The sequence below is a fragment of the Chryseobacterium soldanellicola genome (genome assembly GCF_900100115.1).
Taxonomy (GTDB): Bacteria; Bacteroidota; Bacteroidia; order Flavobacteriales; family Weeksellaceae; genus Chryseobacterium; species Chryseobacterium soldanellicola.
Genome location: NZ_FNKL01000002.1, coordinates 237,656 through 257,354, shown reverse-complemented (window position 1 = coordinate 257,354; position 19,699 = coordinate 237,656). Strand labels below are relative to the sequence as shown.

The 19,699-nt window shown below is 35.2% G+C and carries 19 protein-coding genes, 3 tRNA genes and 1 riboswitch; of the genes, 13 read left to right on the top strand and 9 right to left on the bottom strand.

Annotated elements, in window-relative coordinates:
• The first annotated feature begins 258 nt into the window (after positions 1–258).
• From BLT04_RS06010 to BLT04_RS05980, 7 genes are all read left to right on the top strand, one after another.
• Complete coding sequence (locus BLT04_RS06010) at positions 259–621, top strand: hypothetical protein (RefSeq protein ID WP_089754713.1); 363 nt, start codon at positions 259–261, stop codon at positions 619–621.
• Positions 622–833: 212 nt separating this feature from the next.
• A complete protein-coding gene (locus BLT04_RS06005) occupies positions 834–1,109 on the top strand; it encodes a YHS domain-containing protein (RefSeq protein ID WP_089754711.1) in 276 nt (91 codons plus the stop codon).
• Positions 1,096–1,776: an SCO family protein gene (locus BLT04_RS06000; RefSeq protein ID WP_089754709.1), complete on the top strand. Its 681-nt coding sequence runs from the start codon at positions 1,096–1,098 to the stop codon at positions 1,774–1,776. Before BLT04_RS06005 ends, BLT04_RS06000 begins: the two co-directional genes overlap by 14 nt.
• Before the next feature lie 101 nt (positions 1,777–1,877).
• A riboswitch (cobalamin riboswitch) is annotated at positions 1,878–2,061 on the top strand.
• A 112-nt stretch (positions 2,062–2,173) separates the two neighbouring features.
• Positions 2,174–4,192: a TonB-dependent receptor plug domain-containing protein gene (locus BLT04_RS05995; RefSeq protein ID WP_089754707.1), complete on the top strand. Its 2,019-nt coding sequence runs from the start codon at positions 2,174–2,176 to the stop codon at positions 4,190–4,192.
• A complete protein-coding gene (locus tag BLT04_RS05990; protein ID WP_089754705.1) occupies positions 4,189–5,325 on the top strand; it encodes a YncE family protein in 1,137 nt (378 codons plus the stop codon). Before BLT04_RS05995 ends, BLT04_RS05990 begins: the two co-directional genes overlap by 4 nt.
• Positions 5,326–5,338: 13 nt before the next feature.
• Positions 5,339–6,538, top strand: a complete 1,200-nt coding sequence (locus BLT04_RS05985; RefSeq protein ID WP_089754702.1) for a cell surface protein — start codon at positions 5,339–5,341, stop codon at positions 6,536–6,538.
• A 36-nt stretch (positions 6,539–6,574) separates the two neighbouring features.
• Entirely contained in the window at positions 6,575–8,860 is a 2,286-nt protein-coding gene (locus BLT04_RS05980) for a T9SS type A sorting domain-containing protein (RefSeq protein ID WP_089754699.1), read from the top strand.
• 63 nt (positions 8,861–8,923) lie between these two features.
• Here the strand turns inward: BLT04_RS05980 and BLT04_RS05975 are convergent, their stop codons facing one another.
• The 8 genes from BLT04_RS05975 to BLT04_RS05940 form a co-directional block, all read right to left on the bottom strand.
• Positions 8,924–10,129: an MFS transporter gene (locus tag BLT04_RS05975; protein WP_089754698.1), complete on the bottom strand. Its 1,206-nt coding sequence runs from the start codon at positions 10,127–10,129 to the stop codon at positions 8,924–8,926.
• A gap of 53 nt (positions 10,130–10,182) precedes the next feature.
• Positions 10,183–10,836: a FadR/GntR family transcriptional regulator gene (locus tag BLT04_RS05970; RefSeq protein ID WP_089754696.1), complete on the bottom strand. Its 654-nt coding sequence runs from the start codon at positions 10,834–10,836 to the stop codon at positions 10,183–10,185.
• A gap of 218 nt (positions 10,837–11,054) precedes the next feature.
• A tRNA-Glu gene (locus tag BLT04_RS05965) sits at positions 11,055–11,126 on the bottom strand.
• A 94-nt stretch (positions 11,127–11,220) separates the two neighbouring features.
• Positions 11,221–11,292 (bottom strand) — tRNA-Glu (locus tag BLT04_RS05960).
• 11 nt (positions 11,293–11,303) lie between these two features.
• Complete coding sequence (gene rpsT, locus BLT04_RS05955) at positions 11,304–11,558, bottom strand: 30S ribosomal protein S20 (RefSeq protein WP_089754694.1); 255 nt, start codon at positions 11,556–11,558, stop codon at positions 11,304–11,306.
• Positions 11,559–11,626: 68 nt separating this feature from the next.
• Complete coding sequence (locus tag BLT04_RS05950; RefSeq protein ID WP_089754692.1) at positions 11,627–11,947, bottom strand: hypothetical protein; 321 nt, start codon at positions 11,945–11,947, stop codon at positions 11,627–11,629.
• 18 nt (positions 11,948–11,965) lie between these two features.
• Positions 11,966–12,040 (bottom strand) — tRNA-Glu (locus BLT04_RS05945).
• Positions 12,041–12,098: 58 nt separating this feature from the next.
• Entirely contained in the window at positions 12,099–13,388 is a 1,290-nt protein-coding gene (locus BLT04_RS05940; protein ID WP_170828437.1) for an N-acetylmuramoyl-L-alanine amidase family protein, read from the bottom strand.
• 67 nt (positions 13,389–13,455) lie between these two features.
• Between BLT04_RS05940 and BLT04_RS05935 the strand changes: the two genes are divergently transcribed.
• The 3 genes from BLT04_RS05935 to BLT04_RS05925 are packed head-to-tail and all read left to right on the top strand — an operon-like array spanning position 13,456 to position 16,935.
• Positions 13,456–16,044: a putative LPS assembly protein LptD gene (locus BLT04_RS05935; RefSeq protein WP_089754689.1), complete on the top strand. Its 2,589-nt coding sequence runs from the start codon at positions 13,456–13,458 to the stop codon at positions 16,042–16,044.
• Positions 16,045–16,099: 55 nt separating this feature from the next.
• Positions 16,100–16,480, top strand: coding sequence for a RidA family protein (locus tag BLT04_RS05930; protein WP_089754687.1), 381 nt, complete (start codon positions 16,100–16,102; stop codon positions 16,478–16,480).
• Positions 16,480–16,935, top strand: a complete 456-nt coding sequence (locus BLT04_RS05925) for a hypothetical protein (protein WP_089754685.1) — start codon at positions 16,480–16,482, stop codon at positions 16,933–16,935. The genes BLT04_RS05930 and BLT04_RS05925 overlap by 1 nt, the downstream gene beginning before the upstream one ends.
• A 66-nt stretch (positions 16,936–17,001) precedes the next feature.
• On the opposite strand, the gene BLT04_RS05920 is transcribed toward BLT04_RS05925, so the two are convergent.
• On the bottom strand, positions 17,002–17,976 hold the full coding sequence (locus tag BLT04_RS05920) for a hypothetical protein (RefSeq protein WP_089754683.1): 975 nt from the start codon (positions 17,974–17,976) through the stop codon (positions 17,002–17,004).
• A 149-nt stretch (positions 17,977–18,125) separates the two neighbouring features.
• On the opposite strand from BLT04_RS05920, the gene BLT04_RS05915 reads away from it, so the two are divergent.
• From BLT04_RS05915 to BLT04_RS05905, 3 genes are read left to right on the top strand one after another with little or no spacing between them, the layout of a single operon-like run.
• A complete protein-coding gene (locus tag BLT04_RS05915; protein ID WP_089754682.1) occupies positions 18,126–18,464 on the top strand; it encodes a hypothetical protein in 339 nt (112 codons plus the stop codon).
• Complete coding sequence (locus tag BLT04_RS05910) at positions 18,461–18,994, top strand: hypothetical protein (protein WP_089754679.1); 534 nt, start codon at positions 18,461–18,463, stop codon at positions 18,992–18,994. Before BLT04_RS05915 ends, BLT04_RS05910 begins: the two co-directional genes overlap by 4 nt.
• A 15-nt stretch (positions 18,995–19,009) precedes the next feature.
• Complete coding sequence (locus BLT04_RS05905; protein ID WP_089754678.1) at positions 19,010–19,654, top strand: porin family protein; 645 nt, start codon at positions 19,010–19,012, stop codon at positions 19,652–19,654.
• Positions 19,655–19,699: the final 45 nt, after the last annotated feature.

Below are 19,699 nucleotides of genomic sequence, written 5' to 3'. Positions count from 1 at the left end.
ATTTACATTCCGACGTTTAAGTATTATTCTATTATAAAGGTTTAAATCATCAATAGGAACGGGCTTTAGCCCGTTTTTTTATTAAAACTAATCTATTGGCTTTAGCCAAAGCTTAATTTATCTCTCTCAGATGATACGGATTTACAAAGATGATTGCACATATTACTTTAAAAATTGGAAATTAAAAATCAATGACTTTCATCATAAATCAATCATAAAGACAAATTTCAGTAGTATATTTGTACCACAGAATTACAATTGAAGTTTTTCATTTCCATATTTATTATTTTCACGATTGCAATACGACCGGTGTTGCCATTGATCAATTATGCAATTAATTACGAATACATTGTAAAAAATCTTTGTGAAAACAGAAATATTCCACAGTCAACATGTAAAGGAAAATGCTACGTCGAAAAAGAATTAGCAAAAACAGAAAAACAATCCAACAATTCTCAGACGATTAAGATTTCCGGTCTGGATGTCTTTGTTTCAACCCAAATTCTTTCATTTTCAGATAAAAGTGAATCCGGTTTTATCATTAAAACTCCAAAGTCAGACGATCTTAATTTTCATCTTTCAGAATATTCTTCCCGAATATTCCATCCTCCTTTAGCTTGAATTTTATTTTAAACTAAATTTTTAGTTGAATTTAATATTGGAATAATCTTAGCTATCAATTACTGAGTGTTAACGCCCTTGCGAACGTATAAACATGAAGTTTTCAAAAAAACTTTGCGAACCTTGCGTTTAAAATGATTTCAATATTAAATTAGATTAAAAATCAATCAATTTTTATTCAATACAATCATTAATTTCAATTTAAACTAAAAATGAAATCTAAAATCATTTTGACAGCATTTCTGTCTATATCATTGATGTCTTGCGCCCAGGAAACCCCTAAAGTGAAGCATAAAAAGAGTTCGATATCTTCAAAATCAAATACAAAAAAGGTGAAATTTGCTAATGCGGAAGATCCGATCTGCCACATGAAAACGGAAGATGATATGAAAGATACCACCGTCTATAAAAATAAAACATACGGTTTTTGCAGCAGCTACTGTAAAGACGAATTCAAAAAAAATCCTGAGAAATATGTCCAAAAATAATAAACCAAATAAGACAAAGAGTAAAGTAATCATTCCAATTGCGGTTATTGCATTGCTTTTTTTAGGAATCGGAGTCGGAATGGGTTATTTTAAAAAGAACCTGTACACGGTAATGAAAGTTCCCGATTTTGAACTTACCGATCAGAATAACAAGAAAATCACCAATAAAGATATGCTTGGAAAAGTCTATCTGGTTGAGTTTTTTTTCAGCAGATGTCCAACGATCTGTCCTGTGATGAATACCAACATGAGGGCAATTGAAGACAAAATTAATCATCCGGATTTCGGAATTATTTCCATAAGCATAGATCCTGAAAATGATACCCCCGAAACTTTGAAGCAGCACGCCAAAAGAATCGGTGTTAAATCTCCAAACTGGCATTTTCTGACCGGAAACAGAGATTATATCGGGAAAGTCGCGGATCAGTTCAACATTTATGTCGGAGATAAAGAAGACGAAGGAGAAAATCTCAACCATAGCGGAATGATCGCTCTTGTAGACAAAGAAGGAAACATCCGTTGCAGATACAATAAAGACAATATGCCGATTTTGTACTATTCTGGATTGAATTATGAAGATCCGGAAGGAAAGAATCCAAAACTCACCGGGAAGTATCATCCCGACCGGGAAATATTAATTGAAGACATCAAAAAATTATTAAAATAACTAATATTTGTAAAGGCAATCTCTTTGATGAGATTGCTTTTTTATTTATTTGATTGTAAATCAGTAAATAATATTTTTATGCAATAGATATTAATTATTTTCTATCTTTGCCGAAATCTGGTGAGCCATAAAAAGCGCTTAAAAGGGAATCCGGTGAAAATCCGGAACAGACCCGCTGCTGTAAGCTCCACAAAAAAGTTTTTGAAGATTATATCCACTGTTTTTAATGGGAAGGATTTCAAAAACGGAGTAAGTCAGAAGACCTGCCAGAATATTTAAACGTTTGACGCTTTCGTGGAATAAAGCTTAGGACATCAGTGATTCTGTGCAGTTTATGACTGTGCTTTGTCGTTGTATTCTTATATCCATTAGCGTCATCATTATTCTAAATGAGCTAATGGTGACAAAATTTTTTACATCTCAACTTCAGAAAGTTGCTTTCACAGTTTTTGTGTTAGCAGCTCAGGTTGTATTTTCACAATCTAAAGACAGTCTTAAGGAGCATACGATCATTCCTGTCAATATTCAGAAGAAAAATTTTAAAGAAATTCTTCCTGCTCAGGTTTTGTCAGGCGATGAGCTGGAAAGACTCAACAGTCAGTCGGTTGCTGATGCGTTGAGGTATTTTTCGGGCGTTCAGATTAAAGATTATGGCGGAATCGGTGGGTTGAAAACGATCAATATCCGAAGTATGGGAAGCCAGCACGTCGGTGTTTTTTATGATGGAATCCAAATCGGGAACGCTCAGAATGGAGTAGTAGATTTAGGAAGATATTCTCTTGATGATTTAGAGGAAATTTCTCTCTATAATGGGCAAAAAAGTGAAATTTTTCAACCTGCAAAAGATTTTGGTTCGTCGGGATCTATTTATTTACAGCCAAAAGTTCCGATTTTTAAAGGAAGCAGAAAGACCAATCTTGTTGTAAGATTTAAAAACAGTTCGATCGATTTATTTAATCCGTCTTTTCGTTTAGAGCAGAAAATTTCGGAAAATATTTCAGCAAGTTTTAGTTCAGAATTTATTCAAAGTGATGGGGTTTACAAATACCGCTACAAGAAAAAATATCCTGACGGCGAAGTTGCCTATGATACGATTGCCAAAAGATTTGATTCTGATATTCATGCAAAACGTTTTGAAACAAGCTTAAACGGAACGATCAGCAACGGTAGCTGGAACATCAGAGGATATGGATATTTATCAAATCGTGGAATTCCTTCAGCAATCGTGAACAACCGTTTTGACGGAAGAGGTCAAAGACAGGTCGATGAAAATTATTTCGTACAAGGAACTTTTAAGAAGAAAATATTCCCAAAACTAGAAACTCAGTTTAAAGCCAAGTTTGCTTATGATTATACCCATTATGTTGATACAGTCTCGTCCATAAAAATACAGAATCAATATATACAAAGAGAACTGTACGTGTCTTCCTCTAATTTGTATTCCATCACTCCGAATTGGGATGTAAGTGCGAGTGTAGATTTTCAATATAATAATCTGGATGCAGACTTGGTTAATTTTTCTTTTCCGACGCGATACACGACATTAGCTGCTTTTGCGACAACTTATGAATGGAATAAAGTGAATTTTTTAGGAAGCGTTTTAGGAACTTTCGTTTCAGAAGATGTCGAAAAAAATTCAAAATCTCCTGACAGAACAGAATGGACGCCCGCAGCTTTCCTTAGTTATAAGCCTTTCAATGCTCACGATTTTACGATAAGAGCCTTCTACAAAAGGATTTTCAGGATGCCGACTTTCAATGATCTGTATTATACAATGATCGGAAATGTTGCTTTAAAACCTGAATTTACCAATCAATATAATTTCGGATTTACGTATCAAAAAAGATTTAAAAGCGAAGTTTTCCAGAGAATTTATGCTAAAGTTGACGGGTATTTCAATAAAGTTGAAGACAAAATCATTGCCGCTCCAAACGGAAGTATGTTCAGATGGACGATGTTAAATCTCGGAAATGTAGAAATTATAGGAACCGATGTTAATATTCAGGCTGATGTAAAAGTTGGAAACGTTAAAATAAGACCTCTATTAAGCTATACCTTCCAAAGAGCAAGAGATTTTTCGGATAGGGAAGAATCTTATTTTGGGCATCAGATTCCTTACACCCCGTGGCACAGCGGAACTTTTTCGTTGATGTCCGACTACAAAGACTGGAGTTTCAATTACAGTTATGTTTATGTGGGCGAGCGTTACGATGTTAATCAGAATAATATCCAATACAACTACATCCAGCCTTGGTATACTCATGATTTATCGGTTCAGAAAAGATTTAATTGGAATTCGCATCAGATTAAAGCCAGTTTTGAGGTCAATAATGTTTTCAACCAATACTATGATGTGGTTCTGAATTATCCGATGCCGGGAAGAAATTTTAAACTCATTGTAAGCTTTACCTTATGAAAAAATTCAATTTTTGCCTTTTTGTTTTTGTATTTGCTTTTCTGGTTTCTTGCAGAACTGACGAATATATTACACGTGAAGAAACAGAATCAGGATTGGCAGCGCCAGAAAATACTGCGATCAAAGGATTTTATTTGTTGAACGAAGGAAATATGGGAAGCAATAAAGCTACTCTCGATTTCTTTGATTATACGACAGGAACTTACCACCGAAATATTTATGCTGAAATTAATCCGAATGTGATCAAAGAGCTTGGTGATGTCGGAAATGACATTCAGATTTATGGAAATAAGCTGTACGCTGTTATTAATGTTTCCAATAAAATTGAGGTTTTGGATGCAAAAACGGCGAAAAGAATTAAAACCATTAACCTTGAAAACTGTAGATATATCACTTTTAAAAACGGAAAAGCGTACGCGACAAGCTATGCCGGTCCCGTAGTTCTCGATCCCAATGCACCGCTTGGAAAGGTAGTAGAAATTGATACCACTTCTTTGTCGATTCAAAGGCAGGTGACGGTCGGGTACCAGCCGGAAGAAATTGAAGTGGTAGGAAACCAGCTTTTCGTAGCCAATTCCGGAGGATATAAATTCCCGAATTACGACAGAACCGTTTCTGTAGTTGATTTAAATTCTTTCACAGAAATCAAAAAAATAGACGTTGCTATTAATCTTCACAGAATTAAAAAAGATAATTATGGTGATTTGTACGTGAGTTCGAGAGGGGATTATTATACAATTCCATCAAGCTTATTTTTAATTGATGCAGCAACAGGAATGGTAAAAAAAGATTTCCATATTTCTGTAAGCGAAATGACCATTGTTAATGATAAGCTTTACTATTACGGGAATGAATTTAATTATAACACGCATTCGTACAAAAAATCTTTCGGAATCATTGATGTGAAAACCGAAGAAATTATTTCTAATAAAATCATCGATCAGGAATATGTAGACGCAATCAAAACGCCTTACGGAATCGCCGTAAATCCGATCACGGAAGATATTTACATAACCGATGCAAGAAATTACGTCTCCACCGGATTTGTCTATTGTTTCGATAAAGACGGACACTTCAAATGGAAAACCGAAGGTGGAAATATCCCCGCACACTTCACCTTTTTATACAAATAAATTGAATTGAAAAATGGAAAAAAATATGTTTAAATTGTTAAAAATCACTTTTCTGTCTTTTGTGCTGATCACTGTGATCGGTTGTAAAAGCGACAGAGATGAGGAGGAAAATGTAAGCTTTACTGGTCTTGATGAATCTTATACGATCGACCGTTTTAAAGTCTTGAATATTAATCCCAAAGTACCGGGAACTTTTACATGGAGCATCAATGATTCTATTATTTCTGAAAATTCTGAACTGGATTTTATCAGTCCTGCCGTGAAAACCTATCCTTTGACCTTAAAGATCACAAGCAACGGAATTGTAAAAACCTACAACTCGAAAATCATTGTCAATCACGAAGCCGGAAATTATAGCAGATATATTTCTAATGTTTTCGATTTTCGTCCCGCGCCAGGGCAATTTATTAACGAAATTCCTGAATATGTAAACGGAAATACTTTTAGCCAGATGCTTCAGAAGGCAAAAGAATCTTTAGTCGGAGGAAATTCTACCATGATTACTCTTGGCGGTTACGGCGGCTATGTGTCTTTCGGTTTTGACCATACGATCCCCAATATGAATGGAGGAGATTTTAAAATCCTTGGAAATGCTTTTTGGGGAAATGATGCGGGTCAGGCACGTGTCGGATCTTGCGAACCGGGAATTATCATGGTTGCCTACGACAAAAACAAAAACGGAAAACCCGATGAAGAGGAATGGTACGAGATCGCAGGAAGCGAATATTTCAAAAATACAACCGTAAAAAATTACAGCATAACATACTTCAAACCCAACGAAAATAAGCCGCCCGTTCCCGGAAACGAGTTTTGGCAGACTGATGTAGAGTATCTGAAATGGGAAGACAATCTGGGGAATTTAGGATTTAAAACAAAAAACACCTTCCATGTACAAAGCTATTATCCTTTGTGGCTTTCGGATGCTTCTTACGGTTTTACCGGAACAAAGCTTCAGAGCAATTTTTATGATCAAAGCGGAACGGGCGCTTATTGGGTTGGGAAATCCTATGATTTCGGATATGCAGATAATGCTCCGAATAATGATGAAGCCTCAAATATCGATATTTCCTGGGCGGTAGACAAAAACGGGAATTATGTGAAGCTTCCGGGGGTAGATTTTGTGAAAGTTTACACCGGAACCAATCAGGAGGCGGGCTGGCTAGGCGAGGTTTCTACGGAAATCGCCGGAGCTTATGATTTACATCTTAATTAAAATTCAACGATATAATATTTTTAAAATTAATTAGAAATGAAAAAGTTTTACCTATTAACGATGCTTTTTCTGTTTGCATTTTTTACAAATGCTCAGATAAAAGTACAGGGTGTGCCCCGAAATGATATTAAACCTAGTTCTACACAGAGTCAGGCAAAAACAACGACGACAACGATCGTTAATTTTTCTGACATCCAGTATTGGGTAGGAACAGGAACCAATGAAGCGGCCTTCGCTGTACAATGGAATGACAGCAAAAATCCCGATGCTTTGGTTTGGGGTTTCAGATGGAACGGAACGGCGACCGGTGAAGATATGATGAAAGCGATTGCAAAAGCGGACCACAGGTTTTTCACTTTATTGTATCAGGGAACGCAGTTCGGAACGGCGATTGGCGGATTTGGCTTTGATCTGAATGGTGTCAATACAAATGCTCTTTACAAAAACGGAAATGTTACCTATCCTTATTATCCTGTTGACGGGATTGTAAACACTTCTGCCTACGATTTTGATGCTTTCACGGCAGCGGATGTGGCAGATCATTGGTCTTCAGGTTGGACTACCAACGGATATTGGTCGTATTGGATAAAAGATCCTACAGATCCTGATTTTGGGTATTCAGGAGCTGGAGCGACGAGCCGTGTTTTACAAAACGGTTCTTGGGATGTTTGGAACTACAATCCTAACTTTAGTGATTTCCCGATTTCTTCAACAATGACGCCGGTTTCTCCTTACGTTTCTGCTACAGATTTTACAAACGGTTATTTCTTGGTGAATGAAGAATGGTTTGGTCATACAAACGGTTCGGTAAATTTTATTGACAGCAACGGAAATGTAAATTACAGAGTGTACAGTAATGTTAATAACAATCAGGCTTTTGGAGCAACGACTCAGTACGGAACGATTTATGGGGATAAGTTTTATTTTATTTCAAAACAAGCTGCAGACGGAGGAGATACGCAATACACGCCGGGAGGAAAATTAGTTGTTGCCAATGCTCACACGATGCAGAAAATTGCAGGATTTAACAATATCGGCGGGGGAGACGGAAGATCTTTCGTAGGTGTTAATGAACATAAAGGTTATATCGGAGCTTCCAACGGGATTTATACTTTTGATATTGATAATTTGCAGGTAGGAAGTTTAATTCCGACAACGGGCGGCGGAAGTCAATATTCCGGGCAGATCGGAAATATGATCAGAACTTCTCAATACGTTTTTGCAGTGAAGCAATCTACGGGAATTTTGGTAATTAATCCAAACACGGATACAGTTGTTGCGACTATCGCAGGTGCATTCCATTCAATTGTTCAGGCTAAAGATGGAAGTATCTGGGCGGTTCAGGATCAGAAAGTAGTTAATATTAATCCTACAACTTTTGCAAAAACAGAATATGCAATCCCGACTACAAAATACATCGGAGCCTGGGGCGCCTGGAATGCAGGAAGCTTCACGGCAAGCAGCCAGCAAAATGCTTTATATTGGATTAATTCTATCAACAGTTTCAGCTCTGGAACGCAGATTGTGAAATTTGATGTTACAAATAAGACATTTAATGAAAATTTTGCTGCAATTCCGGGACAAACAGGAACTTATAAACAAATTCCTTATGGAGCAGCTTTAAGAGTAAATCCAGTTACCGATGAATTGATTTTAAATACAACAGAAAGCGGTTACGGAGCACATTTTCAAAATAATTGGATACATACTTTCAATAACAGCGGGACTTTAATAAATACTAAAAAACTAAATGATTATTACTGGTTCCCTGCAATGACGGTATTTCCGGATAACACGCTTCCAAGCGTAAGCACAACATTTCCGTCACAGGCCAATGCCAACGGAATGACTTCAATTGATCTTAAAAATGTTGTTTCTGACGGTGATAATTTGTCAGCAGCGATTGTTAAATCTATAAAATCGAACAGCAACCCTTCAGTTCTTATTGCGGAAATTAATGCTAATGATGAATTGGTTTTAACACCCCTGGCAACTGGAACGGTGAGTATAGTTATCAGTTTTAATTCAAATGGTAAAATTGTAGAAAAAACTTTAGTTATTAATGCTACAAATTCTACGTTAGCGACTGCTGAGGTGAAAAAACTTGAATTCAGTATCTATCCAAATCCTGTGACAGATATTTTATATATTAAAACTCAGGAAAAAGTCTTACAGGTTTCTATTTATGATGTTTCAGGTAAGTTGATTAATACTCAGTTCAACAACGGACAAATCAATGTGAGTGGGCTTCCAAAAGGAATGTACATCCTGAGAGCAAGCACTGACAAAGCTGTATATCAGCAAAAATTAATTAAAAATTAATCAAGGACTAATATCTCGAATTAGTATATTCATTTTTTTGTTTTAGCCTTCACTTTGTGGAGGCTATTTTTTATGTCCTTTGATATTGGGTAAAAAAGCAGTGATGATTCCCATTAAAGGTAAAAATGCACAGATTTTAAAGACAAATCCGATGCTCGTATCATCAGCAACAGCACCCAGCACGGCAGAACCGATACCGCCCATTCCAAACATAAATCCAAAGAATAATCCAGCTACAAGACCAATTTTATTAGGCATAAGATCTGTAGCATAAACCAGGATCGCAGAAAATGCTGAAGCAATGATTAATCCTATTAAAACGGCAAATATAATCGTCCAGAATAAAGGGAGATAAGGAAGGCAAAGGGTAAATGGTGCCGCTCCCAGAATCGAAATCCAAATAATTTTCTTTCTGCCATATTTATCACCCAATTTTCCTCCTAAAATGGTTCCGACTGCCACTGCTGCCAAAAATATGAATAAATAAAGCTGAGAATCCTTCACCGAAATATGGAATTTATCAATCAAAAAGAAGGTAAAATAATTGGTCATCGATGCCAGATAAATATATTTTGAAAATACTAAAGCCAATAGAATTGTAATGGAAAATATAACCTTTTTACGCGACAATTGTATGTTGATCATATTGTCTGAATGCTTGGTTGATTTTTTCAACGATAATCTTTCGGCATACCAGTTTCCGATTCTCCATAATAAGATAATTCCGATAAAAGCAGCAATCGCAAAAAGCCCTACATAACCCTGACCTAACGGCAGAACGATCAAAGCAACCAACAAAGGCCCAATCGGACTTCCGGAGTTTCCGCCTACCTGAAAAATAGATTGTGCCAATCCTTTTTGCCCGCCTGACGCCATTTGTGCCACTCTTGAAGCTTCCGGATGAAAAACTGAAGAACCCATTCCGATCAAACCAACAGCAATTAAAATTACATAATATTGATGCGCTGCTGCCAAAAGTAGTAAGCCAGCCATTGACAGTCCCATTCCTATAGCCAAAGATCTCGGATTTGGTTTTTTATCGGTATAAATGCCGACAAATGGCTGTAAAATGGAGGCTGTCAGCTGAAATACTAATGTAATGATACCAATTTGAGCAAATGATAATCTAAACTCGCCCTTTAAAATCGGATACAACGAAGGAATTGTGGATTGGATCAAATCATTCAAAAAGTGTGAAAAACTGATCATAAATAGGATATGGTAAACAATTTTGGTTGTGTCAATTGCTTTTGTCTGTAGATTTTCCATAAATAATTATCTTAATTCATCATGTCATCTGATGAATTTTGTTAAAATTTTTGTTAGTAAATTTTTTCAACAATCTGTTGGGCAATAAATGCCGCGCTGTCCGGCTTTTTATCTTCAATAGAATTGTAAAGTTCGGTGTGTATTTTTTGTGAGACTTTGAAAGAATCTGTGTTGTTATGGCTGCTTTCAAAAGCTCTTAGAATATGTTGGCTTGCTATTTTATAAATCTCTTTTAATAATGCGTTACCACAAGCTTCGGCGATGGCAACATGAAAATTGATATCTGCCTGATAACATTCCGGTGCTTGGTTTTCTTTAGCAAATTTATCTCTTAGATCCAGATACATCTTGATTTTTTTTAAATCTTTTTCGCTTCGATGTATAGCTGCTTTTGCTGCAATTTTTGAATCCAGAAGAGACCGCACTTCCTGTACTTCTTCTATTTGCGCTTTGTTCATTTGAGATTCTAAAGATTCTTCCACATTTTTTGAAACGACGAATGTTCCCACGCCTTGTTGCACGCTCAATATTCCTTTAATGGAAAGTATTTTTATAGCTTCGCGAATGCTTGACCGCCCGACACCATAGATTTTCATGAGTTCGGGTTCAATCGGCAGCTTTTCACCAATGGCGTACTTGTCATTGGTTATTCCTTCGATTAATCTTTCTGCTACTTCCTGAGCTAATGTTTTTCTTTGAATCTGCATCTTAAAATGATCTTATCATCTGATGAATTGCAAAGGTATGATTTTTTACTTTATAAAATATATAATCAGTAAATTTTGTAGAATTATTATGCTCTCAATCTTATTGAGTGTAATATTTTAATTAAAAGAAAATAAAAATATATAAGATGATCGATAATTAAATCACCATTAGGAGAAATAAAAAAGAGATTCTAAAAAATATAGAATCTCTTTTTAAGTAGCCCGTAGGGGAGTCGAACCCCTCTTACCAGAATGAAAATCTGAGGTCCTAACCGATAGACGAACGGGCCATCTACCATCACGTTATAATAACGGGTTAGTTTTTTGTTTTTATAAGTTTACAACTCTTAAAATAAACTACTCGGTTAGTAGTAGTTAAATTTGTAGCCCGTAGGGGAGTCGAACCCCTCTTACCAGAATGAAAATCTGAGGTCCTAACCGATAGACGAACGGGCCTACTATACGTATTAAGCTAGTTTATTAACGTGCTTAGTTAATTTGCTTTTTAAGTTAGCCGCTTTGTTTTTGTGGATAATGTTTTTCTTAGCTAATTTATCCAACAAAGAGATAACTTTTGGCAACTGCTCAGAAGCAGCAGCTTTGTCTTCTTCATTTCTTAGTACCTTTAGAGCTGTTCTAGCAGTCTTGTGGTAGTATCTGTTACGAGCTTTTCTAACCTCGTTTTGTCTGATTCTTTTTAATGCTGATTTATGATTTGCCATATCGTTCAAATGTGAGTGCAAAAGTATAAACTTTTTTATTATCTACCAAATTTATATTTAAAAAAAAATTAATTTTCTTCTGATAAATATTTCCGCAGTTTATCGATCGCCTGTTCTATTTTTAAATTTTCTTGTTCTTTATCTATTTTTCTGATTGTGCTTGTAAGCATAATCATCGCGTTGTTCCATTCTCCAGTGGTATTGGTGAAGGTGAGTCCGTCAATCGTTACTTCAAAGGCTACCCTTTCTCCGTTCCTGTAAAGCCTGAAACTTATTTTATCATCCCTGCCTGTAATCCCGTCTTCATTGATTTTTAAATCGTAACTTTTTGGGTTCGAGTGGATTTTCTTAAAAAGCAATGTAGCTTCTTGTATTTTTAAATCCGGCATGATATTCAAATTCAAATTTGGTAGTCTATAGGAGAATCGAACTCCTGTTGCAAGGATGAAAACCTTGAGTCCTAACCACTAGACGAATAGACCAAATTTTGAGGTTGCAAAAGTAAGAATTAACTTTTAAACTTCAAAATTATTTTTTACGTTATTTATAAACTTTTTGAATGATGGTATTCTTAATTCCCTTGCTTTCAAGGTCTTTTTGCAGTTTTACGGCATCTTCCAAAGTGTAAAGTTTTCCGTAGGTATAATAGAATGTTCCGTTTTCTTTATTTCTTTCTACATCTTTTAGGGTTTGTAGAATAAAAGAATTGCCATTCAGCTTGTCACCTACATATAATTCTATCGTATAATATCCGCTGTTTAATTTCTGATTAGGCATAAATCCTACCGCAAATGCATTCCTGAATCCTGCATCTTTAGCAGTTTTAAGATTAATATCTTTCACGGAAGCCATATTGGTGACGCCATAATAATATTTATACTGGCCGTTTTCCTTGATAGGAAGAATGTAATTTAATCCTTTTAAAGCCGGATCATTATCATTGTATTTGGTAGGAGAGCTCATTAATAAAATTCTGAAATCATTTTTTAAGGCAACTTCCACCGGTTTTTCGGGCTCAGGCTTTTTTGTTGTAGTGAAAGCTCCGCCGGATTTTCTGTCTACCGCTTTTTTATAATCAATAATCGCATTGTAGATGCTCATGGCAATTTCGTCCTGGCCTTTTTCTGACGCAAGATAATGACTTTCTTCGGGATGATTGATAAATCCGGTCTCTATAAGCACCGAAGGCATCGCATTCATACGAAGAACGTGTAAGTTTTTCTGGAAAACGCCTCTTGAGAATCTTTTATCTTTATTAACGAAATTATCTTCCACCAGACCTCCCAGAAGAAGACTTGATTCAAGATATTTGCTTTGCTGAAGTTTTAAGGCAATTAATGATTCGGGAGAGCTTGCATCGTAGGAACCAAACGTCTGTTTATCTTTTTCATCAAGAAAGATCACATCATTCTCTCTTTTTGCCACTTCAAGGTTCGTATCATTCTGATCGGGTCCCTGAACATAAGTTTCCGTTCCGTAAGCTCCGGATCTTTGTGCAGAATTACAGTGCACCGACACAAAAAGATCTGCTTTGCTCCTGTTTGCTAGGTTGGTTCTGTCCGATAAAGAAGGGTATTCATCAAATTTACGGGTGTAAATTACCTTAAAGTCCTTATTTTTCTCCAGCATATTACCAATTTTTAACACAACGGCCAAGGTGACATCTTTTTCCGCTACTCTTCCGATGTCGGCGTAGTTTCTATTGGCTCCATGGTCACTCCCGCCGTGTCCGGCATCTAAAACAATGGTGAATTTCTTCTGTGAAAAAATAAAATTACTGACCAGTATTAGGAGAAATGATAAAATTATTTTAAAATTTTGTTTGTGCATCTTACAGTTTTAAAAATTATATTAATTTTGAGCCTGAATTATATACAATAAATATATACAAAAAAAATTGGTCAAAACCGTCTTCAAAAATATATTACAAATTTTAATTATCCTAATTTTTAACAATTTTTTAGCACAACAAACGCCTGAAAAATTACCTAAAAATGCGGTTAATGATACTATTCCCAAAAAGGATACCATTGTCGCTCAAAAAGAAGCATTAGATGATGTTCTTCAGACAAAAGCAGACAATATCAGGAGAGATTTCCCGAAAAAAATGATTTATCTGAACCAAAAAGCGCAGGTAAAGTATCAGGATATGCAGATCGATGCAGATTATATCTCTATTGATGAGACTAAAAATGTGATCTATGCCCGTGGAAAACAGGATTCTTTAGGTAAAAAGATCATCGAACCTGTTTTAACCTCGCAGGCAGGGAAAAATTATGAAACAGACCAGTTTCAATACAATTATAAAACAAGACAGGCCATTGCTTACAACGCAAGAACGGAAGAAAGCGAGGGCGTAATCGTTGCCAATAAAACAAAAAAATACAATGATTCCGTCTTTGCGATGAGACATGCATTGTATACCACCGATGAATATTTTCTGAAGAAAAAAGATACTGCAGCCGATTATCATATGCTGGCTTCCAATATTAAGCTGGTGAAAGGTAAAAATAAGTCTCAGATCATTACAGGGCCGATTCAGTTGTATATTGAGCAGGTTCCGACCCCTTTAATTATGCCTTTTGCGATCTTGCCCTTTTCAGATAAAAGATCCGCCGGGATTCTGATTCCGAGTTTTGGAGAGAGGCAGGACGTAGGTTTCTTTTTAAACGGAATAGGCTATTATCAGCCGATCGGGGAGCATTTTGACCTTAAAGTTCTTGCCGATATTTACACAAAAGGGAGCTGGAATTTAAGGCCCGAGATGAATTATGCCAAAAAATACCGCTACTCAGGTAATTTTTCCGCGGATGTCGGAACGATGGTACGAGGAATCAAAGGCTTGGATGATTATAACAAAAACAGCACCTACAGAATTGCGTGGAGACATACGCAGGATACAAAGGCAAATCCTTTCCTTACTTTTTCGGCATCGGTAGATATTGTAAGTACAAAATTTTATAATAATACGCTGAACAATAATTATATTTTAAATCAAAACGTATTAAACACACAACAAAACTCAACGGTTACCATTACAAAGAGATTTTTGAAGCTGCCGATGACCATCACGGGAACGGCTTCCTATTCTCAGAACTTTGCGACGGGAAATTCAGATTTGCGTTTGCCTCAGATGAATGTGGCGATCAATCAGTTTTATTTGTTTAAATCTAAAACAGGGGTAAGATCCGGCTTATTGGAAAATATTACGGTAAATACCGGTTTCAATTTAACAAATTATGTTCAGACCGATGAGGGCGAGCTTTTCAAAAAGGAAATGTGGGATAAATTACAAACCGGACTTAAAAATAATATCGCTTTAGGAACAAATACTACGGTTGCTAAATATTTCACGTTCAGTTTGGGAGCTAATATCGATAATGCTTTAACGACAAAAACGCTTGACAGATCTTATGATCCTGTAAAAAATGTGGTGGTTAATGAAATGGATAAAGGGATTTCAGGATATTCTACTTTTTCAACGACAGCAAGTATCCAGACAACCCTTTACGGAATGCTTAAATTTAAAAAGGGCTCTGCCATTGAAGCGATCAGGCATATGATGACGCCAAGTATCGGATTTACGTATTCGCCGGATTTCGGAGGTTCAGGATTCGGATATTATAAAAGTTATTATGATGCAAACGGTGCTTTGACGCCGTATTCAATTTTTGAAGGTGGAATCGTAGGAAGCCCTTCAAGCGGTATGGTCGGTGCTTTAGGGTTTAATATCGGGAATAATATTGAGATGAAAGTGAAGTCTAAAAGCGACTCTACAGGCGTGAAAAAAGTGAAGATTTTTGAATCATTAAACCTTTCCGGAAGCTATAATTTCGCAGCAAAAGATCACCCTTGGTCGATTATTTCAATTAATGGTCAGTCATCTTTTTTTAATAATAAATTAAGCGTTAATACAAGTTTATCGCTTGATCCGTATAGAATTGTCTATCTTCCGGGGCAGGATGCCGGGGTGAGAACGGAAGATTTCGGGCATTTCAGTGTTCAGGGGTTCAACGTTCAGCTGTCTTATCCTTTAAGCAGTGAGCTTTTTGGTGAAAAAACGGATTATGCTAAAAAATATTCGCAGAAAGGAGAAATCAGAAATGAAAATTATTATTTTGATGATGATAATTATGCCCATTTCGATCAGGCCTGGACATTGAATGTGAATGCAAATTATGCTTTTTCAAGAGGTGCAACCCGTACTGGCAATAAAATTGCTTCTGTAGGTTTAGACGGCAGCATCAAGCTTACGCCTTATTGGAATATTAACGGAAGTACGCATTATGATTTGGTAACCAAAGAATTAGCTTATACAAGAATTGGTTTCTCAAGAGATCAGCGAAGTTTTACGATTAATTTTAACTGGGTCCCTTTCGGACAGTATAAAGTGTATGACTTCTTTATCGGAATAAAAGCTAATATTCTGAGTGACGCTCTTAAATATAAAGACAGAAGCTTCACCCAGCCAAATGCACCTTTTTAAGATCAAATTGATATTTGAGAATATAATTTTATATTTGCACCCAAAATAAATTCTAATGAAAAAAATAATCAACACAGTTAATGCTCCTGCAGCTATCGGGCCTTACTCTCAGGCAAACCTTGCCAACGGGGTTTTATACATCTCCGGTCAGATTCCTGTAGACCCGGCAACTGGTAAATTGGTAGAAGGCATTGAAAAGGAAACGCATCAGGTAATGAAAAACCTTGAGGCCATCCTTACAGAAGCAGGAATGACTTTTAAAAACGTGGTAAAAGCTTCGATCTTCCTTAAAAGCATGGATGATTTTGCTGTAATGAATGATATTTATGCATCTTATCTGGATGCTGAAAGCTTTCCGGCTCGTGAAACCGTACAGGTTTCTTGTCTGCCTAAAAATGTTGATATCGAAATTTCTATGATCGCACATCAGGATTAATGAATTTTCTAAGAAATACTTTTGCGGTAATTATAGGTCTTGTGATCGCAGGGCTTATTATCACTCTCGGGATAAGAATATTTCCGCAATGGATCACTTTTGAAGCTTTTGCGCCGTTTGAGCATTGGCAAAAATTTCTTGAAACTATGCAGGACGACAAGGCTTTCTTTGGCTTTTTACTGTTTATTTCCGGGCTTGGGACTACCGTGGGTGGTGTGGTGACGGCAATGATCGTAAAATACGCTAAAGTGGCTTATGCTATTCTTATTGGTTTCATTATGCTTTTTATAGCAATGCTGGATGTTATCGTTTTTCCTTATCATCCTACCTTTTATAAAATTTCTATCTTCCTTACTTTCTTTCCTTTTTCCTGGATCGGAGGGAAGATCGTTTCAATTATTTATGAACGAAAAAAGAAACGGAGAATCGCAGAAAAAATGAATCAAAACAAATAAATAAAAAAACCGCTGTACATTTTTGCAGCGGTTTTTTGTTGATAGGTTGTCTGGTTAATTTTTATATTATAGCTTTATTTCTATAAATCTTTTTAGTTCTTCAACTCTTTTATACATTTTATTAAAAAAAATATTTCTGGCTTTGTTATTTGCGGAAAGTAATTCAGAGTTTTTTAAAATTAGTTCAAGACTTTTTTCGTAATTATTACAAACTCTTTCATCGAGAGTATAGTAATAGCTTAAAATATTATAAGGCAAAAAGAGCATTTTTTGATCTGAAAACTTAATAAATACACTGTTATTCATTATTAATAGATCATTTTGGTATAATTTAAAATAAGTGTTTTTATTATTTTTTTTCTCGTTAGTAGTTTCTTTTTCTATAAATTCTAACATACACATAATTTCATCACAAATCTTCAATACACTATCAATACTTATCATTTCTAGCTGATAAAAATATATGATTTGTTCAATTAATGCATGGATAGTTACATTGCTCCATATTTCTGTAGAACTCACATCATGATAGACTTCGGAGAGTAGCTGCCCTTTTCGTTTAATCTTTTCAGGTAGTTCAAACTCTTCAAAACTTATTCTTCGTGAAAAGAACTCAGTATCCATTAGCTTCAACCATGTATAAATCTTGAACTTCTGCAAGTTTTCAAATTTCATAAAGTAAAAAAGAGGAATGTCTTTTGCTGCATATATAAACTCAACATCTGAGGTGTTTTTTACCTTTTGTAAATTATAAATAGAAGATTCAAAGTATTTTTCTAAATCATCTATATTATAAATATCATGGACTTTGCTTACAACGGCATTATTGATGTTAGAGTCATGAATTGAATCTAAAGAAATCCCAAAATGTGAGGCAAGAGAAATCCCTTCATTTAAAGTTATATAGCTTTTTCCACTAATTCTTCTATATGCCGTGTCATTTGATAAAGCTAGTTTATCAATCATAATATCTACTAGCTTTTTCCTCCCTTCAGATTCTTTTAGTAGTATATCAAATAATTTTTTCTGATAATTTTTCATGAGTTGTGTTTCACTGCAAAAATATCTAAAAAAAATAAATACCCAGGTATTTTTAGATAACTTGTCTGTTTTTTATTGTTGCTTAAGATGTATTGTCCTTTTATAAATTACCCATTTTGTTCACTTTTGTAGCAGATTAAAAAGCATATATGGAAAAAAAATTATTATTTATTTTCTTCTTATTGATATCAATAAGAGGATTTAAATCACAGACATTGACTTTTGAATATGAGGATGGCGGAAATCAAGTAATTAGGCAATATTGCGCAATCTGTTTGTCATACAATAAGACGGCCTTAAAAGACGGTTTGACTACTAAAGAGGAATTTCCTCCTCAAATTTATCAGGTTAAAATTTATCCCAATCCTACAAAGGACAAAGCCAACCTTATCTGGTCTCCTGAGTTGGGAGATATGATCCAAAAGGTTGAGTATGTAAAGACAGTATCTAGTTATATGAGAGAGAATACTGAAAAATTTTGGAGATGAAATATAAATCCTTTTCCATTATCATAAAGAAAATCATTTATGGCGTTCTTTTTATTGTTTGTCTTTCAAAAGGGCAGATTATGCAGAATGTTTTTAATAATTCCCAGCCAAACAAACTGGCACAAACTGCTTTATTAACAAGAATTGAGTTAACTGGCTTGAGAGATAAGGCATTCCTTTCACTAGGAACAAAAATCCCTATTGATGAGTGGAATTATGTAGGTGTCCGTGGTCATTTTAATTGGTGGGATGAAAGTAGCAGAAAGTTTTTTATTATTCCTGAGTTGGAATATATTAGAAAAATTACCTCTTATCCAATGGAAGCCCATAGAACTATAGTTACAGGGATTTATGCTTCAGGAGGAATATCTCCAAACTTTGTTTCACTAAAATTAGGAATAGTATGTTATCACTTTCTTTCAATAGAGGCTGGATATAATTTTAATTTTAAAGAACATTCTCATTTTCAGACAAAAGGATTTCGTTTCTCAATAGGAATAAACATTCTGGATAAATATGTAAACAAATAATTTTAAAATTAAACTATGAAAAAAACAATTTTAATAAGCTTTTTAGCATTAACAACCTCAATCTCGGCTCAGATTAAGCCTAAATATGGACTTTCTGCTGGATTGAACATGAGTAGCTTTTCAGGTTCAGATAAACCAGACGGATTTTCTTCTAAAACAGGAATCCATGCTGGAGGATTTTTATGGAATTATCTGTCTGATAAAATCTCCATAGATGCAGAGCTGTACTATGCTCAAATGGGTGCTAAGTTTGAAATCTCTGCCCCAACTATAGATAATACTACATTTGCCCTTACTGGAAAAGTAAAGAATGATTATATAAGGTTTCCTGTCCTTTTTGATTATCACGCGACAGAAGAATTTTCCATTGCATTAGGTCCTGAAATTGGAATTTTATTAAAAAATAAATTAGAGTATGATAAGGTTATTAATGGATCAACCACAAGTAATCCTAAAAATGTACAGCAATTTGATGCTGGATTAAAGATAAAAGCACAATATATATTCTCAAAACATTATCTGGCTTCAGTTGGGTATTATTTTGGAATGACAAAAGTCTATAAAAATACTGAGGTTTATCTGCAAAACTCAATCATAATGCAGGAAGCTCCTAAAATCTATAATTCCAATTTAGGTATTTCCGTTGGGTATATTTTTTAGAAAATTTAATATGCTGGACAATTATTTTGCAGAAGAAATAAATCT